Origin of the sequence: Streptomyces flaveolus, assembly GCF_044765825.1 — a bacterium.
GTDB classification, from domain to species: Bacteria; Actinomycetota; Actinomycetes; order Streptomycetales; family Streptomycetaceae; genus Streptomyces; species Streptomyces flaveolus.
The window spans coordinates 18,925-34,052 of the sequence record NZ_JBIWKU010000006.1; the positions used below are offsets into that span (position 1 = coordinate 18,925).

The 15,128-nt window shown below is 72.3% G+C and carries 11 protein-coding genes; 8 read left to right on the forward strand and 3 right to left on the reverse strand.

The features are described 5' to 3' along the window. Window positions 1-122 precede the first annotated feature (122 nt). Window positions 123-386, reverse strand: a complete 264-nt coding sequence (locus ACIRG6_RS19185) for a WhiB family transcriptional regulator (protein WP_003975777.1) — start codon at window positions 384-386, stop codon at window positions 123-125. 693 nt (window positions 387-1,079) lie between these two features. On the opposite strand from ACIRG6_RS19185, the gene ACIRG6_RS19190 reads away from it, so the two are divergent. The 4 genes from ACIRG6_RS19190 (at window position 1,080) to ACIRG6_RS19205 (ending at window position 5,128) form a co-directional block, all read left to right on the forward strand. After that, window positions 1,080-1,595, forward strand: a complete 516-nt coding sequence (locus ACIRG6_RS19190; RefSeq protein ID WP_239766202.1) for a cysteine dioxygenase — start codon at window positions 1,080-1,082, stop codon at window positions 1,593-1,595. Between the two features lie 103 nt (window positions 1,596-1,698). After that, entirely contained in the window at window positions 1,699-2,658 is a 960-nt protein-coding gene (gene cofD / locus ACIRG6_RS19195; protein ID WP_318213110.1) for a 2-phospho-L-lactate transferase, read from the forward strand. Next, window positions 2,655-3,962: a coenzyme F420-0:L-glutamate ligase gene (locus tag ACIRG6_RS19200; RefSeq protein ID WP_403323693.1), complete on the forward strand. Its 1,308-nt coding sequence runs from the start codon at window positions 2,655-2,657 to the stop codon at window positions 3,960-3,962. The genes cofD and ACIRG6_RS19200 overlap by 4 nt, the downstream gene beginning before the upstream one ends. Before the next feature lie 155 nt (window positions 3,963-4,117). Then, window positions 4,118-5,128 carry a DNA-3-methyladenine glycosylase family protein gene (locus ACIRG6_RS19205; protein ID WP_364818488.1) on the forward strand — a complete coding sequence of 337 codons (1,011 nt, stop codon included), beginning with the start codon at window positions 4,118-4,120 and terminating at the stop codon, window positions 5,126-5,128. Between the two features lie 394 nt (window positions 5,129-5,522). Here the strand turns inward: ACIRG6_RS19205 and ACIRG6_RS19210 are convergent, their stop codons facing one another. Further along, on the reverse strand, window positions 5,523-6,608 hold the full coding sequence (locus tag ACIRG6_RS19210; RefSeq protein ID WP_403323695.1) for a mannose-1-phosphate guanylyltransferase: 1,086 nt from the start codon (window positions 6,606-6,608) through the stop codon (window positions 5,523-5,525). Between the two features lie 104 nt (window positions 6,609-6,712). Beyond that, window positions 6,713-8,224 carry a peptidoglycan recognition protein family protein gene (locus tag ACIRG6_RS19215; RefSeq protein ID WP_403323697.1) on the reverse strand — a complete coding sequence of 504 codons (1,512 nt, stop codon included), beginning with the start codon at window positions 8,222-8,224 and terminating at the stop codon, window positions 6,713-6,715. Between the two features lie 139 nt (window positions 8,225-8,363). Here ACIRG6_RS19215 and ACIRG6_RS19220 point away from each other — a divergent pair, with 139 nt between their 5' ends. From ACIRG6_RS19220 to ACIRG6_RS19235, 4 genes are all read left to right on the forward strand, one after another. Next, window positions 8,364-9,128 carry a TIGR03089 family protein gene (locus ACIRG6_RS19220; protein WP_365023741.1) on the forward strand — a complete coding sequence of 255 codons (765 nt, stop codon included), beginning with the start codon at window positions 8,364-8,366 and terminating at the stop codon, window positions 9,126-9,128. 676 nt (window positions 9,129-9,804) lie between these two features. Next, window positions 9,805-11,016: an LCP family protein gene (locus ACIRG6_RS19225; protein WP_403323699.1), complete on the forward strand. Its 1,212-nt coding sequence runs from the start codon at window positions 9,805-9,807 to the stop codon at window positions 11,014-11,016. A 260-nt stretch (window positions 11,017-11,276) separates the two neighbouring features. Continuing rightward, window positions 11,277-13,022 (forward strand): LCP family protein, encoded by a 1,746-nt coding sequence (locus ACIRG6_RS19230; protein WP_403323701.1) that lies wholly within the window; start codon window positions 11,277-11,279, stop codon window positions 13,020-13,022. A gap of 165 nt (window positions 13,023-13,187) precedes the next feature. Next, window positions 13,188-14,924, forward strand: a complete 1,737-nt coding sequence (locus ACIRG6_RS19235; protein ID WP_364680984.1) for an LCP family protein — start codon at window positions 13,188-13,190, stop codon at window positions 14,922-14,924. Window positions 14,925-15,128: the final 204 nt, after the last annotated feature.

Here is a 15,128-nt window from a genome sequence, read left to right on the forward strand (position 1 = left end):
GGCCCGCCGCCTGTGGACAACCCACCTGCGAAGGGCCGTTCATGCCGTTGTGTACAGAGGGAGTGCGCGGTCCGTCGGGCGGCAAGCCGGACGCCGGGTCGGACGGCGGGTCAGACGGCGGGTCAGACGGCGGCCTTCTTCAGACGGCGGCGCTCCCGCTCGGACAGGCCGCCCCAGATGCCGAAGCGCTCGTCGTTGGCGAGGGCGTACTCGAGGCACTCGGAGCGGACCTCGCAGGCGAGGCAGACCTTCTTGGCCTCCCGGGTGGAGCCGCCCTTCTCGGGGAAGAAGGACTCGGGGTCGGTCTGGGCGCACAGTGCGCGCTCCTGCCAGCCGAGCTCCTCGTCCGCGTCGTCGACCAGCAGTTGCTGCACCAGCTCGGTCATGTGCGCCCCTCGTCCGTCTTTCGCGTCCCCGTGATCCAGCCGTTATCGATTCCGGCTGAACGACACGAGTGAAATTACAAGTGTGCTGCTCCGGGCGAGTCAAGCCGAGATCTGCTATTGGGCCCCTTATTCACTCTGCAGAACCAAGCCCATGCAGAAAGTGTTCAAATCGCCATAAACCATGTCATGCCGACGAGGGCACAGGAGCCCCCGCCCCCGCACAGAGCCTGTACAGGGGAGGACGCCCCGGCGTTCGTTCTCGTTCCGACACACACGCCGAAGCGAACCTGATCACATTCGGATCACAGGATCGCAACGGGGGTTGTGCGCCCAGCTTGTGCCGCATGTGTCCCGGAACCCGCATGAGCAAACCTTTCGCCTGCGAGATGGACCGGATGAGGTGAAACACGTCCCACATCACGGGCATCAAGTTGACAGTGCTGGTGTGAGCCGGTGTCCTTGTGGGCATGCTCGCGAACTCGGCACTCACCTCGACCCGCACCGCCGGGTCCCACGGTGCTGCCCGCGCTCGCTGTAGCTGTTGTCGCTGTTCCAGCTGTTGAGCCACCACGCTCCGGCTGACCCGGGTCCACTCGACCCGGCTGTGTGATCCCACGCCCCGACCAGGGCGTTCTGCGCGTATCGCTCCTCCCCCCACTCCCCCGCACTCTCCCGCGAGGAATCACCGCACCCATGAACAGCGACAGCGACCTCCAGATCGCCGGCGACATCCTCGAAGTCCCGCACCTCCTCCAGGCACCGCGCGAGCACCCGGCCACCGTCGCCGAGTTCGCCGGGCTGCTCCGGTCCCTCGCCGCGGACCGCTCCCAGTGGGAGCACCTCGTCCGCTACGACGCGACGACCCGCTGGTACCACCGGCTGCGCACCGGCCCCGGCTACGAGGTATGGCTGCTGTCCTGGCTGCCGGGGCAGGGCAGCGGACTCCACGACCACGGCCCCTCCTCCGGTGTGTGGACGGTCCTGGACGGCGCCCTGACCGAGCGCACGGAACGCGGCACGCGCGCGCTGGGCGCGGGGACGCAGAAGGTGTTCGCGCCGGGGTACGCGCACGAGGTGGTCAACGACACGCTGGAGCCGGCGGTCAGCCTGCACGTCTACTACCCGGGCCTCACCGAGATGCCCATGCACTCCGCGCGGTGCTCGGCCGCCGCGCCCCACGACGCGGACGCCGGCGCCGGGGTGCTGTGACGACCGGCTGACACGGTGTCGTACCCGCCTGCGGGACTGTCCCGCCCGTCGCCCGACCACCACCCCTCAACGAGTCGGCCTGACGGCTGACACACTGTTTTCCATGCGCATTGTGGTTCTGGCAGGCGGCATCGGCGGTGCACGGTTCCTGCGTGGTCTGAAGCGGGCCGCGCCGGACGCGGACATCACGGTCATCGGCAACACCGGCGACGACATCCACCTCTTCGGGCTGAAGGTCTGCCCGGACCTCGACACGGTGATGTACACGCTCGGCGACGGCATCAACGAGGAGCAGGGCTGGGGGCGGGCCGACGAGACCTTCCACCTCAAGGAGGAGCTCGCGGCGTACGGCGTCGGGCCGGAGTGGTTCGGTCTGGGCGACCGGGACTTCGCCACGCACATCGTGCGGACGCAGATGATCAGCGCCGGGTATCCGCTCAGCGCGGTGACCGAGGCGCTCTGCGACCGCTGGAAGCCCGGCGTGCGCCTCCTCCCGATGACCGACGACCGCGTGGAGACGCACGTGGCCGTCGAGCTGGACGGCGAGCGCAAGGCCGTCCACTTCCAGGAGTACTGGGTGCGGCTGCGGGCCTCGGTCCCCGCCGAGGCGGTCGTGCCGGTCGGCGCCGAGCAGGCGAAGCCGGCGCCCGGCGTCCTGGAGGCCATCGCCGAGGCGGACGTGATCCTCTTCCCGCCCTCCAACCCGGTCGTCTCGGTCGGCACGATCCTCGCCGTGCCCGGCATCCGGGAGGCGATCGCCGACGCCGGGGTGCCGGTGGTCGGTCTCTCCCCGATCGTCGGGGACGCGCCCGTACGCGGGATGGCCGACAAGGTCCTCGCGGCGGTGGGCGTGGAGTCCACGGCGGCGGCGGTCGCCGAGCACTACGGCTCGGGGCTGCTCGACGGCTGGCTGGTCGACACGGTCGACGCGGACGCCGTGACGCGGGTCAAGGCGGCCGGCATCCTCTGCCGCGCCGTGCCGCTGATGATGACCGACGTCGACGCCGCGGCCCAGATGGCCCGGGAGGCGCTGACGCTGGCGGAGGAGGTGCGGGAGGCGTGAGCGACGGTGCTCCCGGCTACCGGGTCCGGGCGGTGCCCGGTCTTCCGGAGGTGCAGCCGGGCGACGACCTGGCCAAGCTGATCGCGGCGGCCGAGCCCGGGCTGGCCGACGGGGACGTGCTCCTCGTCACCTCCAAGATCGTCTCCAAGGCGGAGGGCCGCGTCGTACGGGCCGCCGACCGGGAGGCCGCGATCGACGCCGAGACCGTGCGGGTGGTGGCCCGGCGCGGGGCGCTGCGCATCGTCGAGAACCGGCAGGGCCTGGTCATGGCGGCGGCCGGGGTCGACGCCTCCAACACCCCCTCCGGCACGGTGCTGCTGCTGCCCGAGGACCCGGACGCGTCCGCGCGGGCCATCCGCGACGGCCTGCGGGACACGCTGGGCGTCGACGTCGGCGTGGTCGTCACCGACACGTTCGGGCGTCCCTGGCGGGCCGGCCTCACCGACGTGGCGATCGGCGCCGCGGGCGTGCGGGTCCTCGACGACCTGCGCGGCGGCACGGACGCGCACGGCAATCCGCTGGGCGCCACGGTCGTCGCCACCGCCGACGAGCTCGCCGCCGCGGGCGACCTGGTCAAGGGCAAGGCCGCCGGGCTGCCCGTCGCCGTCGTGAGCGGGCTGCCGCAGGTCGTGACCGAGGAGGACGGCGAGGGCGCGCGGGCCGTGGTGCGCGGCGCCCGCGACGACATGTTCCGGCTCGGCACGTCCGAGGCGGTGCGCCAGGCGGTCACCCAGCGGCGCACGGTGCGGGCCTTCACCGACGAGCCGGTCGATCCCGGTGCCGTACGCCGGGCGGTGGCCGCGGCGGTCACGGCGCCGGCGCCGCACCACACGACGCCGTGGCGGTTCGTGCTGCTGGAGTCGGCCGAGTCCCGCACCCGGCTGCTGGACGCGATGCGGGACGCCTGGATCGCCGACCTCAGGCGGGACGGCAAGAGCGAGGAGTCCATCGCCAAGCGGGTGCGGCGCGGGGACGTGCTGCGCAACGCGCCGTACCTCGTCGTGCCCTGCCTGGTCATGGACGGCTCGCACACCTACGGGGACGCGCGCCGTGACGGCGCCGAGCGGGAGATGTTCGTGGTCGCCACCGGCGCGGGCGTGCAGAACCTGCTCGTCGCGCTCGCCGGGGAGCGGCTGGGCTCGGCGTGGGTGTCCTCGACGATGTTCTGCCGGGACGTCGTACGGGAGGTGCTGGGGCTGCCGGAGGGCTGGGACCCGATGGGTGCCGTCGCGGTCGGGCATCCCGCGGAGGAGCCCCGGCCGCGGGCGGAGCGGGACGCGGAGGCGTTCATCGAGGTGCGGTGACGCGGGCTGTGTCGCGGGGCGGTGGCGCGGATCTCGTCACGGGCGGTGGCGCGGATCTCGTCGCGGCGCCGTGACGGGCTTCGGTGACGCTCTACCCTCGTAGGGGCCTCTCGTTCCGCAGGGGCCTCTCCGTTTTCCGTCCCAGGGGCTTCATCGTGGCAGGACGTTTCGCTCCCCGGCCCACGCGCACCACCGTGCGCGGCGGGGAGACCGTCGTGCCCGCGGCCGGAGTTCCGGTGCCCCGGCAGGCCGTCGCCCCCGGGAAGGTACGGGTGTGGGTGCCGGACGGGCCGCTGGAGCTGGGACTGGTCCTCGGGCCGCTGCGGCGCGGGCCGGGCGACCCGACCTTCCGGACGACACCGGACGGCTCGGTGTGGCGGGCCAGCCTCACGCCCGCCGGGCCGGGCACGCTGCGGGTCTCCGCGCACGGCGGTGAGGTGCGGGGCGAAGCCTGGGGGCCGGGCGCGGAGTGGCTGCTGGAGCAGCTGCCGCGGATGCTGGGCGCCGACGACGACCCGTCCGCGTTCGTGCCCCGGCACCGGCTGCTGGCCCACACCTCGCACCGGCGGCCGGGGCTGCGGCTGACGCGGACCGGGCTGGTGCTGGAGTCACTGATCCCGTCGATCCTGGAGCAGAAGGTCACGACGCTGGAGGCGTACCAGGCGTGGCGGCTGCTCGTACGGAAGTACGGCGAACCGGCGCCGGGGCCCGCGCCCGCGCGGATGCACGTGATGCCGGCGGCGCGGACGTGGGCGCTGATCCCGTCCTGGGAGTGGCACCTGGCCGGGGTGGACAACAAGCGGGCCTCGACCATCCTGCGGGCCGTGCGGGTCGCCGCGCGGATGGAGGAGGCGGCCGGGATGGAGCCGGCGGCGGCGCAGGCGCGGCTGGAGCTGGTGTCCGGCATCGGGCCGTGGACCTCGGCGGAGACCGTGCAGCGCAGTCATGGGGCGCCGGACGCGGTGACGGTGGGGGACCTGCATCTGCCGGGGATCGTGGGGTTCGCGCTGGGCGGGGACCGGGATGCGGACGATGCGGTGATGCTGCGGCTGCTGGAGCCGTATGCCGGGCAGCGGCATCGGGCGGCCCGGCTGGTGCTGCTGAGCGGGCGGGTGCCGGGGAGGCGGGCGCCGCGGATGGCTCCTCGGGGGATCGAGCGGCTCTGACGGGGCGGTGTGCGGGGCGTTGGGTGCCCCGGGTCGGTGCGGGGCGGGACGCTGCCCGGCGCAGGCGGAGTGCCCGGCGCCGGCGCGGGGCGAGATGCCGCCCGGCGCAGGCGGAGTGCCCGGCGCCGGCGCGGGGCGGGGGTGGGTCGCGCGGCCCGGCGTTGTGAGGTGCCGCTGCGCCCACCCGTGCCGCCCCAGCGGCACGACTGCCCGCAGCTACGCGGAGAGCGGTCGGCGGCTGGGGCGGCAAAGCTGCCCGCAGCTACGCGGAGAGCGGTCCGCGGCTGAGGCGGCCAAGCTGCCCGCAGCTACGCGGAGAGCGGTCCGCGGCTGAGGCGGCCAAGCTGCCCGCGGCTGTGCGGAGAGCTGGCTGGGGCGGTGGCGCCGGTTTTGGTCAGGGCGTGTCCGAGGAGAAGCGGAGGGACGCTGCTGGTATGTGGGCGTTGCACCAGACTCGGACGCCCGAGCGGAGTTCGTTGTCGGCGCCGATGACCGCGCCGTCGCCGATGACCGTGTCCGTGAGGACCGAGCGGGTGCCGACGCGGGCGCGGGTGCCGATGAGGGAGTCGGTGATGACGGCCCCCGGCTCGATGACCGCGCCGGGCAGGATCGTGCTGCCGAAGACGCGCGCCCCCTCCGCGACGAAGGCGCCCTCGCCCACCACCGTGCCGCCGGTCAGCTTGGCGTCGGGCGCGACGGTGGCCGTGGGCAGGATCAGACGGTCACCGCAGCGGCCCGGTACCGCCGGGGACGGGGCGCGGCCGAGGACCAGGTCCGCCGAGCCGCGCACGAAGGCCGCCGGGGTGCCCAGGTCCAGCCAGTACGTGGAGTCGACCATGCCCTGGAGGTGCGCTCCGGTGGCGAGGAGTTCCGGGAAGGTCTCCCGTTCGACCGAGACCGGGCGGCCCGCCGGGATGGTGTCGATGACCGAACGGCGGAAGACGTACGCCCCCGCGTTGATCTGGTCGGTGACGATCTCCTCCGGGGTCTGCGGCTTCTCCAGGAAGGCCAGGACCCGGCCCGTGCCGTCCGTGGGGACCAGACCGTACGCCCTCGGGTCCGTCACCTTCGTCAGGTGCAGGGAGACGTCCGCGCCCGTCGTCTCGTGGGTGCGCACCAGCGCGCGGATGTCCAGGCCCGTCAGGATGTCGCCGTTGAAGATGAGTACCGGCTCGTCGGGGCTCGAGTGCAGCCGTGACGCCACGTTGCGGATCGCGCCGCCGGTGCCGAGCGGCTCCTCCTCCGTGACGTACTCGAGGTGGAGGCCCAGGGACGAGCCGTCGCCGAAGTACGGCTCGAAGACCTCCGCCAGGTAGCTCGTCGCGAGGACGATGTGTTCGACGCCCGCCGCCTTCGCCCGCGCCAGCTGATGGGTGAGGAACGGCACCCCGGCCGCCCTCACCATGGGCTTCGGGGTGTGCACCGTGAGCGGGCGCAGCCGCGTGCCCTTACCGCCGACCAGGAGGATCGCTTCTGTCACCTGTCGTCTCTGCTTCCTGCCGGGACCGGCCGAACTGTGTTTCGGCCGGCCAGTGTATGCAGACCGTTCCATGGCGCCTTCGATGGCCGTGCGGTGGTGCGTCCTCAGCGGCCCTGGTACTTCGCCGCCGAGGAACGGGCCGTGCCGAGCTTTCCGTAGAGCTGCTTGCCGGGGCAGCTCGTGGCGAAGCCGTCGCGGTGACCCGAGATGACGTTCAGTCGTACGTTCTTACCTTTTCGGTAGAGATTGCCACCACCGGACTTCAGGTATGTCTTCCCGCGCGGATTCATGCCGTAGAGACCGAGCTTCCACGCGGTGAGCCGGGCGACGGCCTTGACCGCGGCGGACGACGGTTTCTTCGAGCCGTAGGTGCCGAGGACCGCGATTCCCATGCTGTTGGAGTTGAACCCCATGGTGTGGGCACCCAGTACCGGCTTCGACACTCCCCCGGCGCGGCCCTCGTAGATCTTTCCGCACTTGTCGACGAGGAAGTTGTAGCCGATGTCCCGCCAGCCCATGCTCTTGACGTGGTAGCGGTAGATACTGCGAATGACGGACGGGGCCTGTGAGCAGCGGTAGTTGTTGCCCGTGGCCGAGTGGTGCACGAAGGCCGCCTTGACCTTCTTCGTGTACACGAACTTCTTCTCGCGCAGCTTCTCGTTCGCGCCCCAGCCGCGGCGCGTGGTGATGCTCGGGCGCGGACCGATGTACGGCTTGGCCTTCTGCTGTTCCGTCAGCGTGCCGAGGGCGAGGAGTTCGCTCTCGGTCTGGATCCGGCTCAGTGCGGGGATCTCGGTGGCACCGAGGGGTGCGAGGACGGCGTTGGCGGCGGAGGCGTCGAGGCCCTCGACGGACGCGAAGACCTCGGCGGACTCGGCGGATCCGACGGCCTCGGCGGCGGCACCGACCGGCTCGACGGATTCGGTGGTCTCGGCGGTTCCGGTGGTCTCGCCGGTCTCAGCGGTTTCGCCGGTCTCGGTGGTGACGGCTGTGGTGCGGGGGCCCTCGCCGGAGGCCGCCGGGTCCGTGGGGGGTTGGGGCGGGGTGCCCTCGCCTGGGTCGACGAGTTCGAGGCGCATGCCGGTGGGGAGTGGGGACGTGGTGGCGTCCTCGGTGCCGTCCTCGTCCCCCGCACGCACCCGCACCTCCACGCCGTCCGACTCGCCCACCCACAGCGGGGCGGTGGCGCCGCGTACCCGGCCGGACGCGCTTTCGGCGGTGCCCGGGTCGGCGGCGTGGTCGGCGTTGTGCGTCTCGAGGTCCTGCCAGGCGGACCAGGTGCCGGTGGCGGTGGCACGGGTGCGGACCTGGACGCGGCCGTGCAGTTCGGTGGCCGGGTCGTCCCAGACCACGCCGACCAGGGAAAAGTTTCGTGTGTTCCGGCGGGGGACGCCCTGTTGGGCGGTGCCGGGGGCGGTGGAGGCGCGGTCGCCGGTGAGGGGCGTGAGCGGCAGCGACTGGGTGCTGCCGGGGACGTACGCCGAGTCCGGTGCCTGTGCCGGTGCTGATGCCGCTCTTCCGGTCGCTGCCGTCGCCGTCGTGGGCGCGGCGGTGAGCGGAAGGGCCAGGGCGGCCGCGCAGGTGACGCCTATTGAGGAAGTGAGGAATCCATGCATGCCCCTGATCCTGGACATGCCGGGACAAATCTGTCCATGCGGGATGTGACGGACCGTAGGGTATTTTCGCCCGATCCGGTGGTGGTGATGTGCCCCGTCCGCCCGGGGCGCGCCTTCGGTCCCGCGTACGCTTGTGCGGGTGAACGCGACCGACCGCACCCCTGCCGACCTGCTGAGTTCCGCGCTCGCCGCGGACCCGGGACGCCCCCTGGTGACCTTCTACGACGACGCCACCGGCGAACGCGTCGAACTGTCCGTGGCCACCTTCGCCAATTGGGTGGCCAAGACCGCCAATCTGCTCCAGGACGAACTGTCCGTCGAACCCGGTGACCGGGTCGCGCTGCTGCTGCCTGCGCACTGGCAGACGGCGGTATGGCTGCTGGCGTGCGCGTCGGTGGGTGTCGTCGCCGACGTGGCCGGTGACCCGGCGGCGGCGGACGTGGTGGTGAGCGGGCCGGAGCCGGAGTCGCTGGAGGCGGCGCGGGCGTGCTCGGGGCCGCGGATCGCGCTGGCGCTGCGGCCGCTCGGGGGGCGGTTCGCGCCGGCCCCGCCGGAGGGCTTCGCCGATTACGCGGTGGAGGTGCCGGGGCAGGGGGACCGGTTCGTGCCGTACGCGCCGGTGGACCCGGAGGCGCCGGCGCTGATCGTGGCCGGGCGGGAGTTCAGCGGGGCGGAGGTCGTGGAGCGGGCTCGGGCGGAGGCGTCGGAGCTGGGGCTGACGGGGCCGGGGGCGCGGATTCTGTCGGGGCTGCCGTACGACACGTGGGAGGGGTTGAACGCGGGGTTGTACGGGCCGTTGGCGTCGGGGGGGTCGGTGGTGCTGTGCCGGCATCTGGAGCGGGCGGGGGACGGTGTGGTGGATCAGCGGATCGAGGCGGAGCGGGTTTCGGTCACGGCGCGGTGAGTTGTCGGCGGCGGTCGGGTGATCCGGCGTTGACGGGGTGTCGGCGCGGGTGGGTGACGGGGCCCGGCGCCGACGGGGCGCGGGGTCGGGTGGGTGACGGGGCCCGGCGCTGACAGGGTGCTGCGCTGTGGCCGGTGACGCGGCCCGGTGTTGACTCGCCGCTGGGTGGGTGACGCGGGTGGGTGACACGGCCCGCGCTGACGGGGTGCCGCCGCGCCTGCCCGTGCCGCCCCAGCGGCACGACTGCCCGCGGCGGGGGCGGCATGGCCACCCGCGGCCTCGTCGGCGCGAGTGCGCACGGCTGAGGCGGCATGGCCACCCGCGGCCTCGTCGGCGCGACTGCCCGCGGCTGAGGCGGCATGGCCGACCGCGGCCTCGTCGGCGCGAGTGCGCACGGCTGGGGCGGCATGGCCAACTGCGCTGCCCCCGGCTGAGGCGGCATGGCCGACCGCGGCCGTGTCGGCGCGACTGCTCGCGGCTGAGGCGGCATGGCCGGTCTCGGCTGGGGCCGGTCGGCGGCGCGGTCCAGCCGGTCGGCGGCGGGGCCGCCGGCTCGGCCCCCGTGGGAGTGACCCGTTCGGCTCAGTCAGGGCCGGGGGTGCGTGAGGGTTCGGGTCATGATCGGGGGAGCGCGCACGCAGGGCACGCTCGTACGGCATGAGGGGTTGAGGCAGACGTGGGCGACAGCGCAGGCGCTTCCTCCGACGGAGCCGGGACCCTGGGACCGGGGGCGGGGGCGTCCGCGACCGGGGACGGCCTGCGGCGCCGGCGAGGGCGGCGCCGGCTGCGGAACTCGGGCGTCGCGGTCACCGTGCTCGGCGTCACGGCCGTGGGCGTCGGCTGGGCGGTGTACGCCAAGCTCAGCGGGAACATCACCGCCGACGAGGCGGCGGCGGCCGAGCTCGCCCGGTACGAGAAGGAGCGGCCCACCTCCCTGGTCCGCGGCGCGCAGAACGTGCTGGTGATCGGGTCGGACTCGCGCTCCGGCGACGGCAACGAGCGCTACGGGCGGGACACCGGGACCGAGCGGTCGGACACCACGATCCTGCTGCACCTCGCGGCGGGCCGGGACAGCGCCACCGCCGTCTCGCTCCCCCGCGACCTGATGGTGAACGTGCCCGGCTGCCACCGCCGGAACGGCTCCGGAACCGATCCGGTGTTCACCCAGCTCAACTACGCCTTCGAGGCAGGCGGTTCGGCGTGCACCATCCGCACGGTGGAGAAGCTGACCGGCATCCGGATCGACCATCACGTGGTCGTCGACTTCCACGGTTTCAAGAAGATGGTCGACGCGCTCGACGGCGTCGAGGTGTGCCTGCGCAAGCCGGTCGACGACAAGGACGCCCAGCTGAAACTGCCCGCCGGCCGGGTGACGCTCGACGGGGAGCAGGCCCTCGGTTACGTCCGGGCCCGCAAATCGCTCGGCAACGGCAGCGACACCGACCGGATGCGCCGGCAGCAGCGTTTCCTGGGGGCGCTCGTCAGCAAGGTGCGGAGCAATGACGTCCTGCTGAATCCGGTGAAGCTCTATCCCGTCCTGGACGCGGCCACGTCGTCCCTCACGACCGACCCGGGGCTGGCGAGCCTGCGGGGTGTGTACGACCTCGCGCGCGGCCTGCGTGGCATCCCCACCGAACGGGTGCAATTCCTGACCGTCCCCCGGGAGTCGTACGCACGCGACGCCAATCGCGACCAACTCGTGCAGCCCGACGCCGAGAAACTGTTCACCCGTCTGCGGACGGACGAACCGGTGGCGGTGGCGGCGGACGGGCGGCGGACAGGGGGCGGAAACGGGTCCGGTTCCGCGGTCGCGGGCGAGCCGCGGGCCGGCGACTCCCCGCAGCCGACGTTCAGCGGGAACACAGCCGCCGAGGACATCTGCGGGTAAAGCGCGTTCCAAGACGACCCAAGGCGGAGCCAAGACATGCGCGGGGCGGCGGACACTTGTCCAGGAAAACGGGCGGATTGACCGGTTGTAAGGACCGTGGAATGTGTCACCGTCGTCGCCGCACGCCGAATCGGGCGGTTAGTGTGAGCGATCCGGTGTGCCCGGCCACGAGGTTTCGTCCTGGGGGTCGCGCACTGTGACCGAGACCGGGCGCCTTGAGGGGAAGGCGCCGCGTGGCCCCGACGGAGGATCGGACAACCGTGGACGCGCAAGGCCGTGGGCGGGCAGAGGACATCGACCCCGCAGACCAGTGGGTGCTCAACCCGGACACCGGCGAATACGAACTGCGACTGACCCCTTCCGCAGCGCAGCCGACGGCCCAGGGCCCCCGCGGCCCGGGCGGGCCGGACCCCTCCGGACCGTCACCCGACCGCACCGCAGAGGCGTCCGCGCCCGTGACCACTCCGGGGCGTGCCGTCCCGGGCTCGCGCAAGCGGCGTGCGGAACCCGACGAGCCCCCTGCCGGGCGGCGGGGCCGGCGGCGGCCGGCGAAGAAGAAGTCGAAGGGCAAGAAGGTCCTGATGTGGACCGGCGGCACCGTGGCGTTCGTCGTCCTCGGTGCCGCGGCGGCCGGGTACCTCTACCTGGAGCACCTCAACGACAACATCCAGTCCGTCGCCGACGACGGCGCGAGCACCGGTGGCTTCCAGAAGAACAAGGCCATCAACATCCTGCTCATCGGCACCGACAAGCGCACCGGCGACGGCAACGAGGGCTACGGCGACAGCGGCAGCGTCGGCCACGCCGACACCACGATCCTGCTGCACGTGTCCAAGGACCGCTCCAACGCGACCGCGCTCAGCATCCCCCGCGACCTGATCGTCGACATCCCCGACTGCCCGACCACGCAGGAGGACGGGACGAAGAAGGTCATCCCCGGTTCCACCGGCGTCCGCTTCAACACCAGCCTCGGTCAGGACGACCGTACGCCCAGCTGCACCATGCGGACCGTCACCGAGCTGACCGGGGTCACCCCCGACAACTTCATGGTCGCCGACTTCAACGCGGTCAAGACGCTGACCTCGGCGGTCGGCGGGGTCGACGTCTGCCTGGCGAAGGACATCGACGATCCGGACTCGCACCTGAAGCTGTCCGCGGGCACACACACCATCGAGGGCGAGCAGGCGCTGGCGTTCGTGCGCACCCGGCACTCGGTGGGCTTCGGCGGTGATTTGAGCCGCATCCAGATACAGCAGCAGTTCCTCAGCGCCCTGATGCGCAAGCTGAAGTCGAACGACACGCTCACCAGCCCGTCCAAGATGGTGAAGCTGGCGGAGGCGGGCACCAAGGCGCTGACCGTCGACGCCAAGCTGGACAGCATCGGCAAGCTGAAGGACCTCGGTCTGGAGCTGGGCAAGCTCGACACCAAGAACCTGACCTTCACCACGGTGCCGGTGGTCGACAACCCGGCCGAGAAGGTCAAGGCGACGGTCGTCCTCCAGGAGCAGCCCGCCGCCGAGGTCTTCAGCATGATCCAGAACGACATCTCGTTCACCGAGGTCAAGCAGCAGCAGAAGAAGGAGGCCGCCGCCGTCGCGGCGCGCCTGCAGGGCACCAAGTCCGAGCCGTCCGAGATCCGCGTCCGCGTCCTCAACGGCGGCGCCCCGGGCGGCAGCGCCCAGGAGGAACTCCTGTACCTCCAGACCGAGGCCGGCGTCACCAAGTCCGAGAACGCCGGCAACGCCCCGGCCCCGGTCGCGAAGACCACCCTGGAGTACGCACCCGACCAGGCCGACCAGGCCCGCGCCCTCGCCGAGATCCTCGGCCTGTCCGGCGCCGCCATGAAGCCCGGCGAGAGCGTCACCAACTCCCAGGGCATGCCCACCATGACACTCACCCTCGGCAAGGACTTCAAGGGCGCCGGGGTCAAGCTCAACGCCACCTCCGGAAAGACTCCGGAGGGGGTGGAGAAGTCCACGGCGGACAAGGTGCAGTGCGCCAAGTGACCTGACGGCCCTCTCTCGCGTCTTACCGGGCGGCCGTGCTGCGGCCGTGGCGGAAACAATCCGCCGGGCCGGCCGTACAGCCAATGGGGCGGTCCGTACGTCCAACTGTGCGAACGGAAAGCGCCCGTGGGCACGTCGGCCGGCGCGAGGGGTGGGGAGAGGGACATGACGCAGAGTGATGTGCGCGGGCAGGGAACGCGCTCCGGTGCCGTCCGGCGCGGGAGGGGCGCCCGGCAGGGGGCCGCGGACGACGAGGGCTCCGGCGCGAGCACGGAGGACCGCACCGGCGGACACGGCGGCCGGCGCGGCGGGGGGCACGGCAACGGGAACGGCCGGCGGTCCGGACGGCGGCGGGCGGGGCGCGGGCGACGGGTGCTCAGGTGGTCCGCGTCGACGCTCGCGGTGCTGATACTCGGGACGGCCGGCGCCGGATACCTCTACTACCAGCACCTGAGCGGCAACATCGAGAAGGGCGAGCGCAACAGCGGCGACTCGAAGGCGCACCGGACCGAGCCGAACGCGGCCGGGCAGACGCCCCTGAACATCCTGCTGATCGGCTCCGACAGCCGCGCCTCCGACGCGAACGTGGCGCTGGGCGGCGGCAAGGACCACCGCGACAACCCGCCGCTGGGCGACGTGCAGATGCTGATCCACCTGTCCGCGGACCGCAAGAGCGCCGCGGTGGTCAGCATCCCCCGCGACACCCGGGTCGACATCCCCAAGTGCACGGACCCGGACACCGGCACGACGTATCCGGCGACCAACACGATCATCAACGAGTCGCTGGGCCGCGGCGGCGCCGGCTGCACCCTGGCCACCTGGCAGAACCTCACCGGGGTCTACGTCGACCACTGGATGACGATCGACTTCGCGGGCGTCGTGTCGATGGCGGACGCCGTCGGCGGGGTCGAGGTCTGCGTGAACCAGAACGTGTGGGACCACCCGCTGAGCGCCGGCGAGAGCGGCGGCTCGGGCCTGAAGATGACGGCCGGCCGGCACAAGGTGCAGGGCGAGGAAGCCCTCCAGTGGCTGCGCACCCGGCACGCCTGGGGCAGTGACCTGATGCGGGCACGGGCCCAGCACATGTACATGAACTCGATGATCCGGACCCTGAAGGACCAGAACGTCTTCACCGACGGGGGCCGGCTGATGAACCTGGCCGAGGCGGCCACGAAGTCCCTGGGCGTCTCGGAGGAGATCGGCACGCCCAAGAAGCTGTACGACCTCGGGATGCAGCTGAAGACGGTGCCGACGGACCGCATCACCATGACGACGCTGCCCACCGTCCAGGACCCCGAGGACGAGAACCACCTGCTGCCGGACGGCGCGAACGCCGAGAAGGTGTGGGCGATGCTCCGCGACGACGTGTCCTTCGACGACAAGGGCGCGAAGACCGGCGGCAAGGGCGCCGGCGGGAGCGGCGGCGAGGGCGCGGGCACCACCGGCCCGGACGGCACCGGCAAGTCCCCCCAGGACCCGGCCGCCCCGGACGCCGAGATCGGCGTACTCGTGCAGAACGCCACCCGGTCCGACTCGCTCGGTCCGGTCAGCGGCCGTGCGGGCACGGTCGCCGAGGCGCTGGCGGAGAAGGGCTTCGACCGGGCCACGAAGGACACCTCGGCGGCACGCTCCGAGGAACGGACCGTCGTCCGCTATCCGAGCGCCGATCTGGCCGGGGACGCGCGGCGGGTCGCGACCGCGCTGGGCATTCCGGCGAACGCGGTGCAGAAGTCGGCGGACGTCTCCGGCGTCACGGTCGTCGTCGGCGCCGACTGGCGCTCGGGCACGGCGTATCCGAAGCAGAAGACGCCGGAGGCAGGCGACCTGCCCGACAACAGCGACGCCCTCAATGGCGCCGACACCGGCACGTGCATGGACGTCTACAAGCCCTACCGCTGGTAGGCGTTCACAGAAATGGGTCGGAATGCCCTGTTGTAGGGGAGTCGAATTTGTCACTGGTGTCGTTCGACGCTGAACTGGGCGGATAGTGTGAGCGCTCCAGTGCCCCCGCCGCGAGGTCCGCCCTGGCGTCGTGCACTTGTTGACCCTTTACCGTGCGCCTTCGGGGGAAGGCGCCGCGTGGCCCCGACGGAGGACTGGGAGACC

What these genes read in the sequence shown, in the direction of transcription:
- ACIRG6_RS19235 (WP_364680984.1), top strand. Translation starts at nt 13,188, where the DNA reads ATGACGCAGAGTGATGTGCGCGGGCAGGGAACGCGCTCCGGTGCCGTC.
- ACIRG6_RS19185 (WP_003975777.1), bottom strand. Translation starts at nt 386, where the DNA reads ATGACCGAGCTGGTGCAGCAACTGCTGGTCGACGACGCGGACGAGGAG.
- ACIRG6_RS19215 (WP_403323697.1), bottom strand. Translation starts at nt 8,224, where the DNA reads ATGCATGGATTCCTCACTTCCTCAATAGGCGTCACCTGCGCGGCCGCC.
- ACIRG6_RS19190 (WP_239766202.1), top strand. Translation starts at nt 1,080, where the DNA reads ATGAACAGCGACAGCGACCTCCAGATCGCCGGCGACATCCTCGAAGTC.
- cofD (WP_318213110.1), top strand. Translation starts at nt 1,699, where the DNA reads ATGCGCATTGTGGTTCTGGCAGGCGGCATCGGCGGTGCACGGTTCCTG.